The following is a 19697-nucleotide window of genomic DNA, read 5'->3' as shown; positions in this document are numbered from 1 at the left end:
AAACAAAGTTGAGGTGGAGTTTGGATTACTGGCTATTGCACATAATATAGCTAAAGTAGCATCATAGGGTTAAAATACCCCCTATGAAACCTTTACCAGGATTAAACAATCGTCGGCGTAACGAACAAAAGGATGACCACGAAGTTCAAGCCCCTTATCCAATTCATTCAACAAAATGTTGCTTAAGATTGGACTCAAAGGACCTCCTTGGGGAACACCCTCGGTGGTGTCTTCAAATCGGAGGTTGACCATAACACCGGCATTCAAATAATGATGAATCAGAGAAATAACTCGACCGTCTTTAATAGTACGCGAGAGAATCTCTATCAGTTTGCTATGGTGAACGGTATCAAAGAAGCGTTCCAAATCCAGATTTACGCAGTAACGATAGCCCTGCTCAGAATACTCCTGAACGCGCTTGAGAGCGTCATGAGCACTGCGATTGGGACGAAAACCAAAACTATTATCGCTAAAACCAGCATCATAGATTCCAACCAAGACTTGACTTATGGCTTGTTGGAGAAAACGGTCGACTACGGTGGGAATACCTAGTAATCGTTTCTTACCGTTTTCTTTGGGAATTTCAACCCGACGAACGGGTGAAGGACGATATTTGCCTCTCAGTAGCATTTCAAGCAATTCGTCTTTATGGAGGCTTAGGTATGGTAACAGTTCGCTCGTCCCCATCTTATCGACACCTCCGCATCCGTTGTTCCTTAAAACTTGAAGATAGGCATCATTCAAGTTAGAGGGACTTAAGATGAGTTCCAACAAATTGCGTGTGCCTGTATGCACTTCCACAAGGTTCTTATCTACTATCCACTTAAAAGTATGCGCTCCATCATAGCTTTCGGATTCCGTCCTATCATTTTGAGGGTAGCCAACCAAAGAGGTTGTTTTCTGCATTGAATCTTCCATTTGGTAATAAAGTAATAGTTCTTGTTTTGTTAAAGTTCAGTCCTTCATCGGTTGCCGATTTTTTTTCCCTATCCGATTACTATGACTTCTGCTGACTTCTCATGGTTCGTTGTTACTGCTTGCCATAGACTCGCCCATGAGACCTCCCCAGTTAAGAATGTATTCTTTCCATCTTATACCTGCTTGATTTACTCCGAGTGTTCAGAACAACTATAGGACTTTGTTTTGTTTTGCAAACTAATCCACACTCATAAGCCTTGATATCAAGTTTCTGTACGTCAGGCCAGATGTTTGCCGAAGGCTTCCTTTAGATTCCATCTCACGAAGGACACCCTTGCCGAAGGCTAGACACTTCCCGTTGTTAGGGCGTGTGAGGGACTTGCACCCATTAGAATAAACCCATGCTGGGCGAACAAAAGAAAGAGGAAACCCATCCCATTTACGGAGAAAAGGTTTCCTCTTTGCTTGCACTATGTGTGCAGCCCCGGAATATTTTTTGTTTTCATTTATCGTTATTTCTGAAGTTTAAACGTCACCGGAAGGGTGTACTCTACCGGTACACTCACCCCGTTTTGCATACCGGGAATCCAAGGGGGCATGCTCTTAACAACGCGGAGGGCTTCACGGTCGCACGAGGGGTCGATTCCCTGAACCACTTTGGCGTTCGATATTGAACCGTCTTTCCAAACCACAAATGTTATAATAACTTTGCCTTCCAATCCATTATCGGCCGCTAAACTCGGATATTTTATATTGTCTTTCAAAAAACGGAACAGTTCGACATCCCCACCGGGAAACTTTGGCATTCGCTCTACGAATTTGCGGATGGTTGGCTCTCCACCATTGCCACCGGCCGAACCGGTTATTCTCTGTTGTGTTTTTATAAGTTCGGGGTCGGGGGCTTTAGGGTCTTTCGATCCGTTGGCGTTTGTCACAAAATCAATTTGAACTTTACTACCAAGTAATTCAGTTGACGATTTTACGCCCTGCGCCTCTTTATAGTCAGGGTCGCTAACCACTGCCGGAGATGTAAATTGTATTGTTTCTTTAGCTAAAACCTTTGGTGGAGCAATTTCCTGTTTGGGCGGAAGTATCACTTCGGGATCTTCCGGTTCGTCGGGGGCTACATTAACAAAAATGTGTGGTCCGTCTACACTACCCAACACTTGTTTATCGGGTGTTACCGCTTTTATAAACGATGGTATGGCAATCACTAACCCAACAAAAAGCACCACTGTACCGAACGCCATGATATGTCTTTTGGACGAGGTTTTACGAAGTTCGTAGGCTCCATATGCTTTGTTTTTATTCTCAAAAACAACATCGCACCATTCTTTTGAATTTAATTTTATATCCCGTGCCATAATCTGTATAGTTTAAAAGGTTAACAATAATTTTATCTTCTTTTACCTTATAGAGATATTATGACAGGGAAATCCATAAATGAATTTCACTTTTTTCTGAAAAAAAGAAAGGATAGCAGACAAAAGTCCGCTATCCTTCTATATTTTATGAACAATTTAACGCCGTTTGCCCTTACACCGCCACAACGCCTGCAATGTGTGGATGGGGGTCGTAGCCTTCGAGGCTGAAATCTTCGTACCGGAAGTCAAAAATGCTCTTTACATCGGGGTTAAGTATCATCTGTGGTAGCGACCTTGGTTCGCGTTCCAGTTGTAGGTTCACTTGCTCCAAATGGTTCAGGTAAACGTGTGCATCGCCCAGTGTATGAATAAAATCGCCTGCCTGCAAGCCCGTTACCTGTGCCATCATCTTCAGCAAAAGGGCATACGATGCTATATTGAACGGAACTCCAAGAAATATATCGGCACTGCGTTGGTAGAGCTGCAAACTCAACCTGCCGTCGGCAACATAAAACTGAAAAAAAGTGTGGCAAGGAGGCAGATTCATGTTCGGCAGGTCGGCTACATTCCAAGCATTCACAATGATGCGGCGCGAATCGGGAGAGTTTTTAATCATATCCACCACTTCGGTAATCTGGTCTATATGGCCTCCGTTATAGTCGGGCCACGATCGCCACTGATAGCCGTATATATGCCCCAGATTGCCGTCGGCATCGGCCCATTCGTTCCAGATACGCACCCCGTTCTCTTGCAGGTATTTTACGTTCGTATCTCCCCGCAAAAACCACAACAGCTCATAAATAATTGATTTGAGGTGCAGTTTTTTTGTTGTCAACACAGGGAATCCTTCCGACAAATCGTAACGGCTCTGATGCCCAAAAATGCTTATAGTGCCTGTGCCTGTACGGTCTTCTTTTTTTACACCTTCGGCAAGTACCCTCTTCAAAAGATCGTGATACTGTTTCATTATGTTGTTATGTTATTTTCTGATGTTTCTGAATGATGCCCAAAAATAGTATAAAAATGCTTTTTATTCAACAAATATTTATCTATATTGCATTTTGTTAACTGAACTACCTCTATAAAAAATAACTCTTAATTATTATGGGATACTATATCTTTTCGTACGCAATAGACTTGAAGAATATAACAAAAGCCTTTGGGCGGAAGGATAGTAAGCTTTTCGAAAACATTATTTCATCGCCCGATTTTATTCATTACCAAGAAAATAGTTTCAACGATTCCGTATCGGTAAAGGAAGCCTTGCATCACATTGTTTTTGGCGAAAAATATATAGAAAAAGACGCCCATATGTATCAGTATGCACTGATAACCCTTTGTGCATATCTCGGAATGGAATTACCTTACAAACACGAAATAAAACTGGGATACGAAACCGATCTTATCAACGGATTTCTGGAAACCGATTTCGGCATTATAACCTGCCTTGAAGAAGACCTGTTGTCTACCCCTCCCCAGTTAGGATTGCCCGAAGTTGCCGACTGGCCACAATGCGGAATCATTGAGCAACCCGAATTGCAGAACCTCAGCACCATGTATAGCCTTGCCAACATCACGGAGCAGCAAATCACCGGCTTGTGGGAAGGAACAAACGATGAAGACGAAGACCGCGCTTGTGCCTACGAAGGCATAAAAGGAGTGAAAGACAATATAGATTTTTGCATAGCAAACAATCTGAGCCTTATCTCCTTCTGTCATTGAAATTGTACGTCCATCACCACAATTTCGGAATTCGTCCCAATCCGGTATAAAGGCCCCGAAAGGCCTAAACCTGAAGAAACATACGCATTCATATCCCCTTTCTTTTGGTAGCCATACGGCACTTCGTAAACAAACTTCAGAACAAGGTTGTAGGGGAAAATCTGTCCGTTATGCGTATGTCCGTAAAAGGCTATATCTACACCGTTTTCTTGTTCTTCGGCCAAATTGTTCGGCTCATGGCTCATAGCTATAACAGGCAGGGTTTTGTCTATGCTGCCTTCTTTCATTATCTGCTTCAGGCTTTTGCGGAAAAAGTAAATATCGTCTTCGCGCCCCACCAAGTAAAAGGAATCGGCAATTTTCACAGCCTTATCGCGCAATACGGTAAGGCCGGCATCTTCCATCAGCCACTTTATGGCTTGAGGCGGAGCAACCCTATATTCATGATTGCCCGATGTTGCAAAAACACCATACGGGGCTTTAAGGCGTTTGAGTTCCTCTCCCATTTTCTGTTCCTGCAAAGGCAAAAGGTCATAATCTACAATATCGCCCGCCAGAAGAATCATATCGGGCTTTTGTTCCATGATTTTGTCTACATACATTCGCAAAATATCACGGTCTATCAGGTAACCAAGATGGAGGTCGGAGGCCATGACTATGCGTAGGTTCTTCACATTTGGGCTTTCCTTGTGTACAACTACATTCATTTCGGTCACTTTGGGATGCCTGAACCGGTAGCTGCCTATCACCATAATTCCTATAACAACAAAAATGAATATAGCATAAACCTGTATTCTTGTAGCATTGTCGTTCAGATTTTTTAATGCGGCTATCTTCTTATTCTTCGTTTTTCTCCCCAAAAAACGTAACACATCGTATGCCAACAGCAGTATTGTCATATACAACATGAATATTGCCCACGATGTGCCGATAAGCATAATAGGACGGAGAACCGTTTGGTGGGGTAGGTCGGTCGAAAATATTATTCCCACAAGATACACCAGCAGTTCTATCACAAAGAAACCGATGTATCCCGCCCGGTACAGTTTTCGGCTTGGCAAAACCTGCCATCCCCGCCAAAACACATAAATGTTTATCAGCGTGTGTACCAGTAGTGCGTTATAAAATACTTTCATTTTTTTGCCATATTTATTACCACATATTCCGATTGTGTTCCTATACGGAATTTACCTCCCCAGATACCTATTCCGGAACTTACGTATATGTTTGTATTCCCTTTTTTAAGGTATCCGTACGAGTCTTCATAGATATAGTCTGTTATCAGCGATATGGGCCAAACCTGTCCGCGGTGGGTATGTCCCGAAAATTGGAGGTCGATGCCGTTCTCTTCCGACTCTTCCAGATTATAAGGCTGATGGTCTATCAGAATAATGGGTTTCGATTTATCCACATCTGCAACCAAGTGTGACAATGGTTTGCGCCGAGGGTTCGACTTGTCGTCGCGCCCCACAATGTAGAAAGCACTATCCACCAAAACGGCTTGGTCTTTAAGCAACTGTATCCCCGCTTTTTTATAGAATTCCATGCTTTGGTTCACTCCGCTTATATACTCGTGATTGCCCAAACAGGCAAACACCCCGTATTTAGATTTTATCTCCTTGAAAGGTTCGGCAAAATCGCCCTCTAACAACGGACGGAGACTGTTATCTATAGCATCGCCGGCAATGAGTACAACATCGGGCTGTTCTTTGTTTATCAGCTCCACCCACTTCTGCAACTCATCTTTGCCTATACCATAACCCAGATGCAGGTCGCTGATGGCTACAATGCGTAGGCTATCGGTGGTTCCGATTGTTTTTTCAATCGCAACGGGTTGTTCTACCCTTACTTTCCAGATGTATTTTAGATACCCGCACACCATAAGCAAAGATATGAAGCCTATCATGAAACAGAATCCAAGCCAGTTTTCTTTTGTATAGCGGGTTATAGCATCATCGGGGATATAGTGTACCGAGCGTGCCACAAGGCTGAAAATATCTTTCAGCAGATACATCATGAAAAAATACAGGAATATAAAAATCCATGCCGTGCCTATCTTATAAAATAAAGTTGCAACGCCAACAGGCAGCGAATCGCCAAACAAAAAGGATACAAACAGAGACGAAACCGCAATAACGGCAAAGCCGATAAGGATTATCCGCCCAATAGGTGTAGGGGGCATCGAAGCCCATGCCCGATAGAACACATAATAATTTCCACCCAAAAAAAGCAGCAGAAACAGTATGAAGATTGCTTTCATGGTTTTTATATTAGGGTTTTAAAGATACTAATTTTGTAATCTTGACAGAAAAAAAGGAAAACCAAACATGATAGTTTTCCTCTTTTTCTTTATGTTAATTTCGTCCCATCGGGTTTATTCTGAAGCAATTTATCGGCGATTGCCCAAGGCAACCAGAATAAAATAAACCAGCGTAGCCAATGAGCCCAGAGCTGCCACAACGTAAGTGTAGGCTGCCGACTTCAAAGCATCCTTTGCCATTGGGTAATTTTGTTGTGTTGTTATCCCGGCCGTATTGAGCCACGCCAAAGCTCTTTGGCTTGCATTAATTTCCACAGGCAATGTTACAAAACTGAATATGGTTGTCAGAGCAAAAAGTCCTATTCCGAACCACAACAGCTCAGGAAAAACATTGATTGTTAGAAAACCTGCCAGTAAAACCCACGACATCCATTGTGATGCAAAACTAACCACAGGAACCAACCGCGATCGCATCTTAAGCGGAGCATACACAGTTGCATGCTGCACGGCATGCCCGCATTCGTGAGCGGCAACGGCAGCCGCAGCAACACTGTTGCTATGGTAGACGGCTTCGCTCAGATTCACGGTTTTGTTCGTGGGGTTGTAATGGTCGGTCAATGTTCCTTGTGTACAGGTTATCTTCACATCGTAGATTCCATTATCAAAAAGCATTCTCTCGGCCACATCGCGCCCTGTCATTCCATTTGTCAGCGGAACTTTAGAATACTTCTTAAATTTATTTTGCAACGAAGACGATACCAACCAGCTTGCCAGAAAAACTATTCCTGCAATTAACCAATATAAACTCATAATCTAATTCTCGTTTTGTTTTAGTCTTTAATCAGTCATTAAAAAAATGCACTACAAAGATACCCTGTACAGATGTTTAATTGTTTGACAAATAATTAAAAATCTATAAGTGAACGCCTTTGTTAGAGATTATTAAACAAAAACAGGTTATCACAAAGCGATTGTCTGTGCTCTGTCGGGGCCTACCGATACAATCTTGATAGGAACGTTCAGTTCCTGTTCAAGAAAAGACAGGTAATTATTGAACTCTTCGGGGAATTCGTCTTCCGATTGCATCTTTGTCATATCCATTTGCCAACCCGGCAATTCGGCATATATGGGTTCAACATTTCCGTTGATTTCGTACGGAAAATCTTCCGTCTCCTTCCCATCTATACGGTATGCAACACAGGCTTTGATGGTTTTGAATGTATCTAATACGTCGCTTTTCATCATTATCAGCTGGGTTACGCCGTTTATCATTATAGCATAGCGCAAAGCAACCAAGTCTATCCACCCGCAACGACGGGGACGCCCTGTAACTGAGCCGAATTCAAAGCCCAACTTACGGAGCGAATCTCCGGTTTCATCGTGCAATTCTGTTGGGAACGGACCGCTACCCACACGGGTGCAGTAGGCTTTGAAGATGCCATACACTTCGCCTATTTTGCTGGGAGCAACTCCCAGACCGATGCAAGCGCCGGCCGATATGGTGTTTGACGATGTGACGAAAGGATAAGACCCGAAGTCTATGTCGAGCAGCGTACCCTGAGCGCCTTCGGCAAGGATTTTTTTACCGGCGTTCAATTCTTTATTGATATAATGCTCGCTGTCTATGAAAGTAAATTGTTTTAGTTTTTCAATTCCGGCAAACCATTCTTTCTCAAGGGCATCAAGTCCGCTTATATCAAAGTTGTGTTGTGCCAGAATTTCAAGATGCCTTTTGCGGGCGGTCTGATATTTTTCTTCAAAATTACAGAGGATATCCCCTACACGAACACCGTTGCGGCTTACCTTTTCGGTATAAGTAGGGCCAATGCCTTTTCCTGTTGTTCCTATTTTAGCATCGCCTTTGGCTGCCTCATAGCACGAGTCGAGCAGACGCAAGGTGGGCAAGATAAGGTGGGCTTTCTTCGATATCAACAATCGCTTGGTCAAATCGTGTCCCGATGCTTCGAGCGTCTCTATTTCGTTTTTAAACAGAGCCGGATCCAGCACTACGCCATTGCCTATTATATTAATCTTATCACCTTGAAAAATACCCGAAGGAACAGAACGGAGCACATATTTGCTCCCTTCAAACTCTAATGTATGTCCCGCATTAGGACCTCCTTGAAAACGGGCTATTGTTTCGTACCGTGGGGTAAGGACATCCACTATCTTTCCTTTACCCTCATCGCCCCATTGCAGACCTAATAGAATATCAACTTTCATTTCTTTTTATCCGTTATATTATTGTTCTTTGTATTGCTTTTTACATCTTGCTTAGCTTTACTCTTCAGACACTTACCACATATTCCGTAAATATACATGCTGTAATAGCTGATTTTGAAGCGTTGCAGTTTTTTCTGTTGTGTAGGTGTAAACAGGTTTCCGTTTTTATGTTCTTTCACTTCGCCACAACTGATGCAGATAAGGTGATCGTGATTTTCGTTACCGTAGGCACGCTCGTATTGCGATACATTAGCGCCAAACTGATGCTTAACCACCAATCCGCAGTCCAGCAAAAGTTCTATGGTATTGTATAACGTTGCCCGGCTTATCCTGAAAGAATTGTTGTTCATCGATTTGAACAACGAGTCCATATCGAAATGGCCTTTTGTAGAGTATATGTGCTCCAGTATGGCAAAACGCTCGGGCGTTTTCCTATGCTTATGAAGTGTCAAATATGCAGTAAACTCAGTTTTTACCTGTTCTTTTATTTTCGACTTATCCATCGTTGGAATTAAAAAGAGATACGAACAAATATACTGCTTTTTTAGATAAGTAAAATTTATTCTTCTCTAAAAGAAGAAAAATACATGCCGGTAATACCTTAAAAACAATAAACTCAACATTTGCACAATGTTGAGTTTATTGTTTTACTTAAGAAAAGCTATTCAATTACCACTTTTCTTTCCCGAAAATCCAATATGGGTATCTTGAGGTTAATCTTTCTTTTACTACGTACTTGCCTTCTGTATTTTTTTCAGCTACATAATACCTGAATTTTATATATACTTCTCTGCTTTTGTCTTTCTCTAAATCGGGGTTATCTTCTCCGAATAAAGTTCTTATTTGTTTAAGGTTACCTATCACAATTGTGCCTTTTTCGTTTACTCCGGCTTCATCTTCGGGCAACCCTTTGAGTAACCTGACGTCTATTATTTTTGTGTTCGACTCCGGTTGATTGTTTCTGTTGTAATAAATATCAAAGTCAACACTCTGGTCGCCTTGCAGATAGGTTTTAAAGCCAAAAATCCATCTGTCATCACAAACATCATTCGGCATATACCATAAAACATCGAACGATGTTATCGCATTGCTCGTGTCTGCAACAGCAGAAAGATCCCATGTTTCTATAACCGATTTCTGTATATTGTTTTTATATTCAGAATTGATTATAACATCTTTTGCCGAATAAATTCCGTTTGTTATTTTGTTAGAAAATATTGTATAAGATATATAAACAACATCCCCATGTTGGTATGGATATTCGTCAGTAGTGCCTAATCCATTCCATGTGATAGGTCTGCTGGTTTTATAATCTACACCAAAATATCCAACACTTGCATCATACTGAATGCAAACCGGATGGTTGTAAATATCCTCTTTAGAACCGTCATCGTCTAAGCAAGAAGTAAAAACGCTGATAAACAAGAAGACTATACAGCCTATTAAAAATTTGTTGCGAATCATCTTATTATTAAATATTTATGATATTATCCTATCTGATTAGAATTCATATTTGAAGCCAACATTCAAATCGAACTGGAATTTCTTTTCAGAAAATATTGTCTGATATTTGTTATTGGCATCAAAATAGTAAGCACCACCAAAGGTAGTATAAATTCTTAATTTATCGTATATGGGGTACGACAATCCCAACGATGACATCATCGAAAATTGTAAATGGTCTTGACCGATAGATTTATCTCCGGAATATTGGCCGGAACCCGGAACGTTGGTTGAACGATATGCCCATTCGTATTTTCCGGAAATATCTTTTTGCATCATACCTCCAAGCGATATGTACAGGTTTAGCTTATTCCACGAAATCAGGTCATAGTTGGCCACCAAAGGAACTCCCAGATAGTGGAGTTTTTGTTTATATTGTATCTGTGATACACCACTTGTCTCAGACCCTTTAGAACGGAGATAAGTGTACCTCAGCCCTGTTTGGAGCGAAAATCTTGAAGAAAGCCGTTTGCTTATGCTCAAACCTACCGATATAGGTTGGTCGTGATCCATCTTGAGGCTTGCATCAGGAACAAAGTCTTTTACTTTTTCTTCAATGCTGCCGGCTATATTACTAACCGCAAAACGCGATGCCGCATCATTAAACGCAAACCCGCCTTGGCTTCCTATTCCTATCGAATATGTTGGCAGGTTATTTTGTGATTGAAGAGATACCAACGATTCCTTTTTTTCTTTTTTAGTTTTGATCGTTTTCGTTTCTTCATAGTCTTGCACCGCAACCAAACGGTTGGTATAGAACGACTTTTTCACCCTTGTGGGGATGTTCAGTTGTGCCAGTTTTTTTGAACTCAATCCGCTTGTTGGCGAACTCTTAGCATAGAAAGATCCTCTTGCTTTTTTAGCCGGTACGGGTTCAACCACAGGTTCAGGTTCAATCACGGGCTCCGGCTCCACTACCTGAACTCTCGGTTTACGCAATCGCCGTGGAGGGGCTTTCACTACTTCAGGTTGAATTGTATCTGGTTTTTGTGGTTCTATTTTTTGTGCTATAATTTCCGGTTCTTGTGGAGGCTCCGGCTTATGCACTTGTACCCAAACAATAACAGCAGCGATGGCTGCCACAGCCACAAAGCTGGCAGCAATAGAGGCAACCTTAGCCAAAGAATATTTAGGCTTAGGCTTCATCGTTATTTTCTTTCCGAAAGACATACTACTCTCTATCCCTGCCCAAAGACCAGCCGGAACTTCCGGTTCAAAATCCTTTAAGCCTGAATAGAAAATATCTTTTATGTTGTCTTCTCTTTCTGCCATTTCAATTGTTCTTCAGGTAATCATTTACCTTATTCTGTAAAATTTGCCGCGCTCTGTTGTATTGCGACCGCGATGTTGCCTCATTTATCCCCAACATTTCAGCAATCTCCTTATGCGACAAGTTTTCTATTGCATAAAGGTTGAATACTGTCCTGTATCCCTTGGGTAGCCCTTGTATCATTGACAGAAGTTCTTTTTCTGTAATATTTGCCTTTTCTTCGGTCGATTCATCAACAATATCGGGTAACTCCTGAATATCTTCTGATGTACTGAAAACCGATTTATCCTTTCGTATCTGTTCCAGCGCCAAGTTTATAAAAACTCTTTTCAGCCATCCTTCAAAAGATCCTTTCCCCGAATACGAGTCAATACTGTTAAAAACCTTTATAAAGCCATCATGTAATAAATCCTGTGCAGCTTCAGCATTAGCAGTATAACGCAAACATATCCCATAAATCTTACGGGCATATTGCTCGTAGAGACTTTTTTGAGATTCCTGTTCACGTGCCTTACATCCGGCTATAAGCTGAACTTCGTTCATTATTTATTCAGACCCTATCTTATAGACACAAGATTTATGAAAATGTTGCATCCTGTTATTAATTTTTTTTTCATACAAACTCATCAGGCAGATTAACCAAATATAATTTCCGGGTGGCACGGGTCATAGCTGTGTATAACCACCGGTAAAAATTCGCACCCAAATATTCTTCGGCAATATAGCCTAAATCAAGAAATACATTTTTCCACTCCCCTCCTTGTGCTTTGTGGCAAGTCATAGCATATCCATATTTCACTTGCACTGCATTGAAAAAAGGATCGGCTTTCATTTTTTGCATTTTTCCGGCTTTGGTCGTAGTTTCGCTATAATCTTCAAGTACGTTCCTAAAAAGTTCTTCTTGCTTTTCTTTCGACAAACTTGCAACATCTGTATGCAAGGTGTCTAAAAGAACTTTTATTTCTAACTCCATATCATAGTCGGGATGTCTTACCAAGACATCGCTGAAACGAAAGCCGTACAACTCCTGCGATTTGCAGACCCTGATTACTTCCACAAGCTCTCCGTTGGCCAAAAAATCTATTTCTTCTATTTTTTCAGTCCAAAAGTAATTATTTTTTGCGACTAATAATATATCTCCCGCCGAAAGTTCTTCTTCCCTGTAAAGGATTCTGTTTCTGATACCTTCATTATACAGTGTTGAGCGTTTATTGGAACGGGAAATTACGATTGTTTCGTCTATTCCGTCCCGATTGTATGCCGAGTCTATTTCATCTATCAGGTCTTCTCCCCGGAGGCGGACTATATCTTCAAAACCATCTAATTTAAGTTTGGGATACATATTGGTCTTATCCTCGGCCAAAGCCTCACGTATGTGGGTAGCATTATGAAGAATACCAGAATCCTCGGCTTGCCGCACAGTTTGGGTCAGTACCAGTTCTTCAACATTCAAGCCATAAGCTTTCAGCACGTCGATTTGCAAAGCCGGACTATCGGGCTGCATAACAGGCGGTAACTGAGCCGAATCGCCAATAAGTAGAAGCCGACAATTTTCGCCACTATAAACATAATGTATTAAGTCATCGAGCAAACGCCCCGTCCCAAAAACGAACGAATCTATGCCCTCGTTGCTTATCATCGAGGCTTCGTCTACAACGAAAAGGGTGTCCTTGTGCAGGTTATCCATAGGAACGAAGCCTGAAGCCTCGTTCGAAAACTTTTTTTGGCGGTATATTTTTTTGTGTATCGTGAAGGCAGGATGATTGGCATAACCCGAAAATACCTTTGCCGCCCTTCCCGTGGGAGCCAGCAGGACGGTTTTTTGCTCGTATTGGGTCATGGTGCGCACCAAAGCTCCTATCAAAGACGATTTTCCCGTTCCGGCGTATCCTTTCAGCAGAAAAGCACAATCTTCGTCTCTGTTGAACAAAAAATGGCCTATCTTATCCAATGCCAAAGACTGTTGGGAAGTGGGTTCAAAGTCGAAATTACGCTTCACTTGTTCAACAAAAAATTGTTCTAATATCATTTTGACCTTCTATTCTAATAAACTGGGTTACGCTAAGATTTATAAGAAACCTTGAACGGAATTGATTTTAAAAGATAAAAATAGCGGATAAAAATTTCTTTTTCTACATTTGTATGGATAAAAATGACATTATGACTTTACCCGATCTTAATAAATTCACTAATCCCGAAGAATATACCTTATCCGTCCGTATAAAAAACGATGGATTGGATTACGTTCTCCATAAACAAGAGTTGGGTAAAGATTATTTTTACAACAAAATTATTTTCCAAAAAGATATCACTCTTGCCGAGAATATTCAGAAAGTCCTTTTCGAGAATAATTTTATGACATATGGCTTCGGGCGCACAAATGTTATTTTTGCTTCGGTAGGCTATGAGCTGGTTCCTGATTTCCTTTTTGATAAAAACGACATGGGGAAATTGTACGATTTGACCCATCTCGAAAAAGGCGGCTTTATTGTGAGGCACTGCCAAGAGGTTCTCAACAATGCCCTTTTGTTCAACGCAGATGAGGAGACGTATCATTTTTTGGTGCGTAGTCTGTTCAACCCTATGTTTCACCATTACGCCGGAATACTGGTTCAGAAATTTGCGGAAAAAGCACGGACGGCACGCTCTGCATCACAAATGTATCTGAATTTTCACGATGGTATGATCGATGTGTTTTGTTTTTCGCATTTCAACCTTGTTCATGCCCTCACATTCAGCAACCTTCAGGCAACTGATACCGTGTACAGTATTCTGAATATTTGGGAAAAAAGCCGCATGGATCAGATTTCGGACCAGCTATTTGTTTCGGGCACTGACGAAAACTTTGTGCCAATAATAAACGATTTGAGGAAATACGTAAAAAATATAGAACCCTTAGGGCTGCCAAGCGAAGTTCAGTTCTTACCGAACAATGTACAAACCATGCCTCTGGATTTACTGTTACTATCGATATGAGAATAATAAGCGGACGATATAAAGGCAAAAGGCTTTCGCTGCCTAAAAACTTCAAGGCCAGGCCTACAACCGACTTTGCGAAAGAAAACCTGTTTAATGCGCTCGGCAATTATGTAGAGTGGGAGTCGGTCGAGTCGGCTTTAGACCTTTTTGGCGGAACGGGCAGCATTAGCCTGGAACTTGTTTCGAGGGGTTGCCGCAAAGTGTTTTGCGTAGAGAAAGATTTTCAGAACTACAACTTTATCGAAAAAAACAAACAAGAATTGGAGGCAAAAGAACTGACCGTATTTAAAATGGATGTATTCAGGTTCCTGCTTTTTTGTAAGGATAAGTTCGATTTCATTTTTGCCGACCCTCCCTACGACCTTAAATTTCTGGCCGACGTTCCTAAACAGGTAATAGAGAAAAAACTGTTGGCCGATGGTGGGGTTTTCGTTATGGAACACTCGAAAGATTACGATTTTTCAAACCTTTCCCTCTTTAAGGAGAAACGTGTTTACGGCAGTGTAAACTTCAGCATATTTGTAAAATAAGAAGCTTCTAAAACAGTAAAGCTGTTGCAAATCAATGCAACAGCTTTAAATATATAACCATTGGAGAAAATATCATTTCTCCTTTTTCCATCACTTTTTTACGGTGAGTTTACAGTTTTTTTGCGACAAAGAATACATAGCCATAGAATTCTTTATATTTACGGTAGAGCTCTTCTTCGTGGGATTAAAGCGTGATGAATTCTTCAACGGATTTATTTCCTGCGTATTTGTTAAGGAAAATCTCCTGAGTTGTAACCTTTGAGGCAAAATAATGTTCTGTCCAGCAATTTTCGGGCAGAATAAAGGTTGCAACGGGGATGTATCCTCAAGTGGCAGGAAGAGTGGCGGCTGATTGTTTTTGACAGCCAAAAGATAATCTGCCTTTTGTTTCGTAATCCGATTGGCAATATCTTGCTGACAGCCCATAGCATCAATACTGACAATATACCCCTCCAAATCCAAGACTCTGAGCAATTCGGGGATCGCCGTAATCTCATTCGACTTTTCATGAGTCCTTACCTGGGCTAAACTCACCCCATTGCTATGGCAAAACGCACTGACCATATGAAAGATACTTTTTTAGCCGGTTTTTGCTCCACGAATCGTTTTACCATCTACAGATATCAGTTTTGTATCCTGATTACAAATGCTTTTGACCCAAAAACGAAACTCTTCCTCCAATACTTTGGCATTGAGGTTGGCAAAAAAACGGTTGAAGGTATCGTGGGAAGGAATACCGTTGGGTAGAAGAAGATATTGGCGAAAAAAATCCTCTTTACAATGTCCGAAATACTCTATATCTTCCCAATCCTGCGCTCCACAGATTACAGCGGCTACAGTTATAAAGACAATATCACAGGCTTGGTGTTGTACTTTTACTTCCTGGCGAAAATCAGGAATACGATGTGCGAAATCTAATATATTCATCTGGTTTTATTTGTTTGAATATCAGACAAATATACGAATTTTTGTTGATGAAGGCAAATGATAACAAGTTTATATTCAGATAATTATAAAAATACACAAATCTTTGTTATTGATTAATTTTCATGCGTTTGCCTTGGTTTATTTATCCGTAATTTTGGTAGTTTCGGGGAAAAGATGTATTTTTAACCCCGAAAAAGTTGAGCAGATATTAGTAGCATCTGTTGAATGGATTTAAAAGAAAAAGAATCTGAATCAACATTTTGTTCTTTGATAGAAGTTTGGAATATTTTTTCATATAGAAAGTATGGGTTTAATCCCGCCTTTCGCTTAAGGTCTGCTCGGATGGTGGAATGGTAGACACGCAAGACTTAAAATCTTGTGACCATTAGGTTGTGCGGGTTCAAGTCCCGCTCCGAGTACAAGAAACGCTCACAATCGACTGATTATGAGCGTTTTGTATTTTAAAGAGGGATAGTTTCAGGGATAACATTCAATAGATATAAAAAAGGCTATAGTAAAACAGCTATTCCAAATCACGAAACTTTAGATTCTAATTTAGCCCACCATTGTATCAAACTTCATGTTATTGACAATTAATCGCTTTCTTTTTTCTGTTTTACCATCACTGTTCTAAAAACGTATCTCTATATATAGTATATAGCCATTTGTTTTTATCATTGAAATATGTTATTTCATATTGATTATCTTCAATTGTCTTCATTCTTTTTCCGAGTTCATTATAGAAGTCGCAAGTTGAATCCTTCGGCTCTCTGCAAATGTACCACATTTGCATATTACTTTTTAGCAACGTTTTAATGTCGGGAACTTCCCATCTGCATTTATATTTAGGTAGATTATCAAGAACACTTAATATCTTAGACTCATAAATTCGGACATTGTTGTATTGTCTTGATATAGGTTTATGTAGCAAAAGTGTTCGTATTGTTATACCTAAACGTTCTGCTTGGTAAACTAATTCTTCACTTACATCATCCAATACCAATTCGTATTCTTTGGGGATTAAAGTTGTTAAATCTATTTTTTCATTTCCCTGCACATACACAATCATAGGGTTTCCGACCTTACTATCTATGATTTTACCCAAATTGATACCCCACAACAGAGGACTTTTCTTTACTGAGTTCATAATGTTAATCTTTTCCTTTGTTCGTATTCACTACGCGATATTAAGTCTTGCTCAAAGCACTTACCATCAGATGCAAATATTTTCCAATCTTCAATATTCTGTTTTATAAAAGGTTTTACCCCTTCTTTACTTCTGCCATATTTTTGTATCTTATAGACAACAGCATTGTCTATCAAGCCATTGTTTCCCAACAGTTTCTTTACATCATTATTGTCATTCTCGGTTGTTCTCGCATTAATTATCAATTTTACATTAGGTACAAATTGTATATTTTGCTTTAACAATAACAGATTAAATAAATGACTGTTTTTTATCTTATAATCAACACTTTTTGGCACACCTAACTTATATAGATATTCGTTAAAGCTAATCTTAAATACCAGCTTAGTATAAAAGTCTTTTTCTATTAGACAGCGTTCTAACAATGCTCTTTCTATACCATTACTTTGGATTACCACCCGACCACATTCTTGATGATTCAGACAATAGCTAACCATTCTAATAAATTCAGGGTGTATAGTAGGCTCGCCACCTTCAAACTGAACCTCAAATTTTTTGTGTTCGTCAACAATGCTTCGAAATACATCAAAAGACATGAAACAATCTCGTTGCGGACTGCTATATTGACAACAAAATGGACAAGAAACATTACATTTGTTAGTAATATTTATGTATAGTCTCATTTGTGGCTCAAATAGCTTCATTTTTTCTATTTCAGACTGCATAGTACCTCTTTATTAGGATCCCACCCATAGTTCAAATTGCCGTTTGGATGTAAAACCAATTCAAATATTTTATTATTTTTCAGTGCATTGTTACGCTCAGCTAAATCAGCAGCTTCATATGCTATAACGGCATCTTTATATTTATGTAACAACACCCAATAATAATACCCTCTATTCTCTTTGAAAAACTCAAATTCTTGAGGTATGCAAGTAGTCATATCAACTTTATTGTTTCGTATATATTCCACTATACTTTCATTGCGTTCATTTGCAGAAAACACCTCTCCCTCTGTCATTTGCCTAAATATGAAATTGCGAATACCCTTCTCATAGTAATAATCTACATAATTTAATACTTCTTCTTTTGTATTTATGCCCTCCTCACTTAATATGCAGCTCAATCTTATATTGTCAAATTCGACATTACTTACATCAATACTCTTGCCCCAATCCATCATATATTTCTGTTTCGCATCATCGTAATGTGGAATACTAATGTTTAAATAAGTCCAATTGTTTTTAATTAGGATGGGGGTTGTTTGCTTCAATACATATCCATTTGTAGTCACAGCTTTGATCCTAAAATCTTTAAGTAAATCGCACACTTCTTCAAATATGGGAGATAAAGTAGGTTCGCCACCCGATAATGACACAGTAGGGTTCAAAGGTTTAACTAACTCGATAGCTTTCTTGATATATTCTAACTGTATTTTATCATCTTTCAGTTGGTTGTTCCGAATGTGTGCCACACAGAATTTGCAATTAGCATTACATTCTCCCAATAAGAATATCGAGAAATTACAATTCGTATATATATTCTTCCCCATAAAAGAGGTGTACTTGTATCTATCAATAAATGGTGGTCTAAATAACATATAAATATTTTACTGTGAATAGCAAACTAATACAAACATACAAAAAAGTCAAAGTCGATTCAACTAAAATCAAACTAATTAAAAAAGAATTATTTATATCTTTGCTCATAAGAAAGCGAAGCGTCGCATATAAAAATATAACATTAGCGTTCACATAACCTCGTAGAAGAAAACTGGTAACTTTCAATAACAATCGAGGAAACTGTGCAATGCTCATGCCGTATAGGCGTGGGCTTGCCTTGTTTCGATTGTTGGGTATACCAGTACCTCTTCTACGGACTTGGCGAGTACCACGTCTTCTTTTTGTGGTTAAGTGAATAGCTATTGTGAAATAGTGAATTCATGAATATTAATCACAAAATAATCGTTTTATGACTAAAATTGAATCTTTAGAAATTATCCAAGAGCGTTTTATGAAAGCTGCTTTTGCACAAGTATGGCAAACTCATGCCGACCAAATCGAAGATGATGTAGATGCATTACCTTTCGCTTGGGAATTACTTTATGCTGCACATGAGAAATTTGAAGAAGCTCTTTCTTTAGGGAAGTCGAACAACAAGGCTTTAGAAGAAGCTGGCACAGTATTCACTTCTAAAACCGTATTGCTATGAAACAGTTTATTTTACTACTTTTATTCCCTCTTGTTGTTTCCTGTTCTGCTCAATCTGAATATGAAAAAGTTATTGCTGATTATCTGCAAATAGAAAATGGAGTCAAAACCGATTTAAAAATAGAATTTCTTGAGATGAATGTGTCGGATATAACAGTTTCCGATAGTATTCAAATTCTTAATAATGAGTATCAAGCCGAAAAGGAAAAGAGAATTTCTGATGCACAAAAGAGTGTGGAGCATTGGCAAAACAGCATAGAAGAACAAAAGGGAAAGAAAAATCAACTTGTGGCTAAAGCCGTCATTGGCAATGCTGAAAAAAGGCTTGCTGATGCTGAAAACAAGCTCAAAGAAGCCCAAGAATGGAGACCTGACCTCAATCGTTATGAATCCCGCGATCCGTCCGATATTCTTGCTAAGAAAGCCGAATCTCATTTTTCCTTTATGAATCCTAAGTTACAGACTAGACAAGAGATGAACGCTTTGTTTATCCTATCTGCTGATGGCAAACAATGTTATAATATGATAAAGCAATAATATTACATTTTTAGAGCCTGTTTAAATTTTGTTCAACAATAATTTTATAGCGGCAATTTTGACTATTTCCTCCGCCGAATCGAAAGTAGTTTCATAGTTTCTACATA

The 19697-nt window shown here is 39.6% G+C and carries 19 protein-coding genes, 1 tRNA gene and 3 pseudogenes; 6 read left to right on the top strand and 17 right to left on the bottom strand.

Translation table 11 applies throughout. The features are described from left to right. Positions 1-90 precede the first annotated feature (90 nt). The 3 genes and pseudogenes from M2132_RS10910 to M2132_RS10900 form a co-directional block, all read right to left on the bottom strand. Positions 91-918: pseudogene (locus M2132_RS10910) on the bottom strand (reverse transcriptase domain-containing protein); the annotation flags it as partial. Between the two features lie 512 nt (positions 919-1430). Further along, a complete protein-coding gene (locus tag M2132_RS10905) occupies positions 1431-2282 on the bottom strand; it encodes an energy transducer TonB (protein ID WP_280673438.1) in 852 nt (283 codons plus the stop codon). A gap of 172 nt (positions 2283-2454) precedes the next feature. After that, on the bottom strand, positions 2455-3249 hold the full coding sequence (locus M2132_RS10900) for a thymidylate synthase (RefSeq protein WP_280673440.1): 795 nt from the start codon (positions 3247-3249) through the stop codon (positions 2455-2457). 137 nt (positions 3250-3386) lie between these two features. On the opposite strand from M2132_RS10900, the gene M2132_RS10895 reads away from it, so the two are divergent. Beyond that, a complete protein-coding gene (locus M2132_RS10895; protein ID WP_280673442.1) occupies positions 3387-4004 on the top strand; it encodes a hypothetical protein in 618 nt (205 codons plus the stop codon). Here the strand turns inward: M2132_RS10895 and M2132_RS10890 are convergent. From M2132_RS10890 to M2132_RS10850, 9 genes are all read right to left on the bottom strand, one after another. Further along, a complete protein-coding gene (locus tag M2132_RS10890) occupies positions 3998-5140 on the bottom strand; it encodes a metallophosphoesterase (protein ID WP_280673444.1) in 1143 nt (380 codons plus the stop codon). The two genes, M2132_RS10895 and M2132_RS10890, sit on opposite strands and share 7 nt — an antisense overlap. Beyond that, complete coding sequence (locus M2132_RS10885) at positions 5137-6264, bottom strand: metallophosphoesterase (RefSeq protein WP_280673446.1); 1128 nt, start codon at positions 6262-6264, stop codon at positions 5137-5139. Before M2132_RS10885 ends, M2132_RS10890 begins: the two co-directional genes overlap by 4 nt. Before the next feature lie 129 nt (positions 6265-6393). After that, entirely contained in the window at positions 6394-7074 is a 681-nt protein-coding gene (locus tag M2132_RS10880; protein ID WP_280673448.1) for a zinc metallopeptidase, read from the bottom strand. Positions 7075-7224: 150 nt separating this feature from the next. After that, a complete protein-coding gene (locus M2132_RS10875; protein ID WP_280673450.1) occupies positions 7225-8487 on the bottom strand; it encodes an adenylosuccinate synthase in 1263 nt (420 codons plus the stop codon). Continuing rightward, complete coding sequence (locus M2132_RS10870) at positions 8484-8990, bottom strand: Fur family transcriptional regulator (RefSeq protein ID WP_280673452.1); 507 nt, start codon at positions 8988-8990, stop codon at positions 8484-8486. Before M2132_RS10870 ends, M2132_RS10875 begins: the two co-directional genes overlap by 4 nt. 166 nt (positions 8991-9156) lie before the next feature. Further along, positions 9157-9951: a hypothetical protein gene (locus M2132_RS10865; protein WP_280673454.1), complete on the bottom strand. Its 795-nt coding sequence runs from the start codon at positions 9949-9951 to the stop codon at positions 9157-9159. 36 nt (positions 9952-9987) lie between these two features. Next, positions 9988-11262 carry a porin family protein gene (locus tag M2132_RS10860; protein ID WP_280673456.1) on the bottom strand — a complete coding sequence of 425 codons (1275 nt, stop codon included), beginning with the start codon at positions 11260-11262 and terminating at the stop codon, positions 9988-9990. Between the two features lies 1 nt (position 11263). Next, positions 11264-11803 carry an RNA polymerase sigma factor gene (locus M2132_RS10855; RefSeq protein ID WP_280673458.1) on the bottom strand — a complete coding sequence of 180 codons (540 nt, stop codon included), beginning with the start codon at positions 11801-11803 and terminating at the stop codon, positions 11264-11266. Positions 11804-11873: 70 nt separating this feature from the next. Next, positions 11874-13286, bottom strand: a complete 1413-nt coding sequence (locus tag M2132_RS10850; protein WP_407932422.1) for an ATP-dependent RecD-like DNA helicase — start codon at positions 13284-13286, stop codon at positions 11874-11876. Between the two features lie 116 nt (positions 13287-13402). Between M2132_RS10850 and M2132_RS10845 the strand changes: the two genes are divergently transcribed. Beyond that, positions 13403-14236, top strand: a complete 834-nt coding sequence (locus M2132_RS10845) for a DUF3822 family protein (RefSeq protein ID WP_280698297.1) — start codon at positions 13403-13405, stop codon at positions 14234-14236. Then, entirely contained in the window at positions 14233-14769 is a 537-nt protein-coding gene (gene rsmD, locus M2132_RS10840; RefSeq protein WP_280673464.1) for a 16S rRNA (guanine(966)-N(2))-methyltransferase RsmD, read from the top strand. The genes M2132_RS10845 and rsmD overlap by 4 nt, the downstream gene beginning before the upstream one ends. Before the next feature lie 109 nt (positions 14770-14878). Here rsmD and M2132_RS10835 read toward each other — a convergent pair. Then, positions 14879-15094: pseudogene (locus tag M2132_RS10835) on the bottom strand (SAM-dependent methyltransferase); the annotation flags it as partial. A 20-nt stretch (positions 15095-15114) separates the two neighbouring features. Continuing rightward, positions 15115-15696: pseudogene (locus tag M2132_RS10830) on the bottom strand (ISAs1 family transposase); the annotation flags it as partial. 336 nt (positions 15697-16032) lie between these two features. Between M2132_RS10830 and M2132_RS10825 the strand changes: the two are divergent. After that, positions 16033-16115 (top strand) — tRNA-Leu (locus M2132_RS10825). Positions 16116-16318: 203 nt separating this feature from the next. On the opposite strand, the gene M2132_RS10820 is transcribed toward M2132_RS10825, so the two are convergent. Genes M2132_RS10820 through M2132_RS10810 form a run of 3 tightly spaced genes read right to left on the bottom strand, consistent with a single transcriptional unit; the run spans position 16319 to position 18395 of the window. Beyond that, positions 16319-16843, bottom strand: a complete 525-nt coding sequence (locus M2132_RS10820) for a hypothetical protein (RefSeq protein WP_280673466.1) — start codon at positions 16841-16843, stop codon at positions 16319-16321. Next, on the bottom strand, positions 16840-17568 hold the full coding sequence (locus M2132_RS10815; RefSeq protein WP_280698295.1) for a radical SAM protein: 729 nt from the start codon (positions 17566-17568) through the stop codon (positions 16840-16842). Before M2132_RS10815 ends, M2132_RS10820 begins: the two co-directional genes overlap by 4 nt. After that, on the bottom strand, positions 17553-18395 hold the full coding sequence (locus tag M2132_RS10810) for a radical SAM protein (RefSeq protein WP_280673470.1): 843 nt from the start codon (positions 18393-18395) through the stop codon (positions 17553-17555). The genes M2132_RS10815 and M2132_RS10810 overlap by 16 nt, the downstream gene beginning before the upstream one ends. Before the next feature lie 419 nt (positions 18396-18814). Between M2132_RS10810 and M2132_RS10805 the strand changes: the two genes are divergently transcribed. Further along, on the top strand, positions 18815-19054 hold the full coding sequence (locus tag M2132_RS10805; protein WP_280673472.1) for a hypothetical protein: 240 nt from the start codon (positions 18815-18817) through the stop codon (positions 19052-19054). After that, a complete protein-coding gene (locus tag M2132_RS10800; RefSeq protein WP_280673474.1) occupies positions 19051-19590 on the top strand; it encodes a hypothetical protein in 540 nt (179 codons plus the stop codon). The genes M2132_RS10805 and M2132_RS10800 overlap by 4 nt, the downstream gene beginning before the upstream one ends. The last annotated feature ends 107 nt before the right edge of the window (positions 19591-19697 follow it).

Origin of the sequence: Dysgonomonas sp. PH5-45, assembly GCF_029893235.1 — a bacterium.
Classification (GTDB): Bacteria; Bacteroidota; Bacteroidia; order Bacteroidales; family Dysgonomonadaceae; genus UBA1309.
The sequence above is the reverse complement of the archived record's forward strand: the minus strand, read 5'-3'. Positions and strand labels throughout refer to the sequence as shown.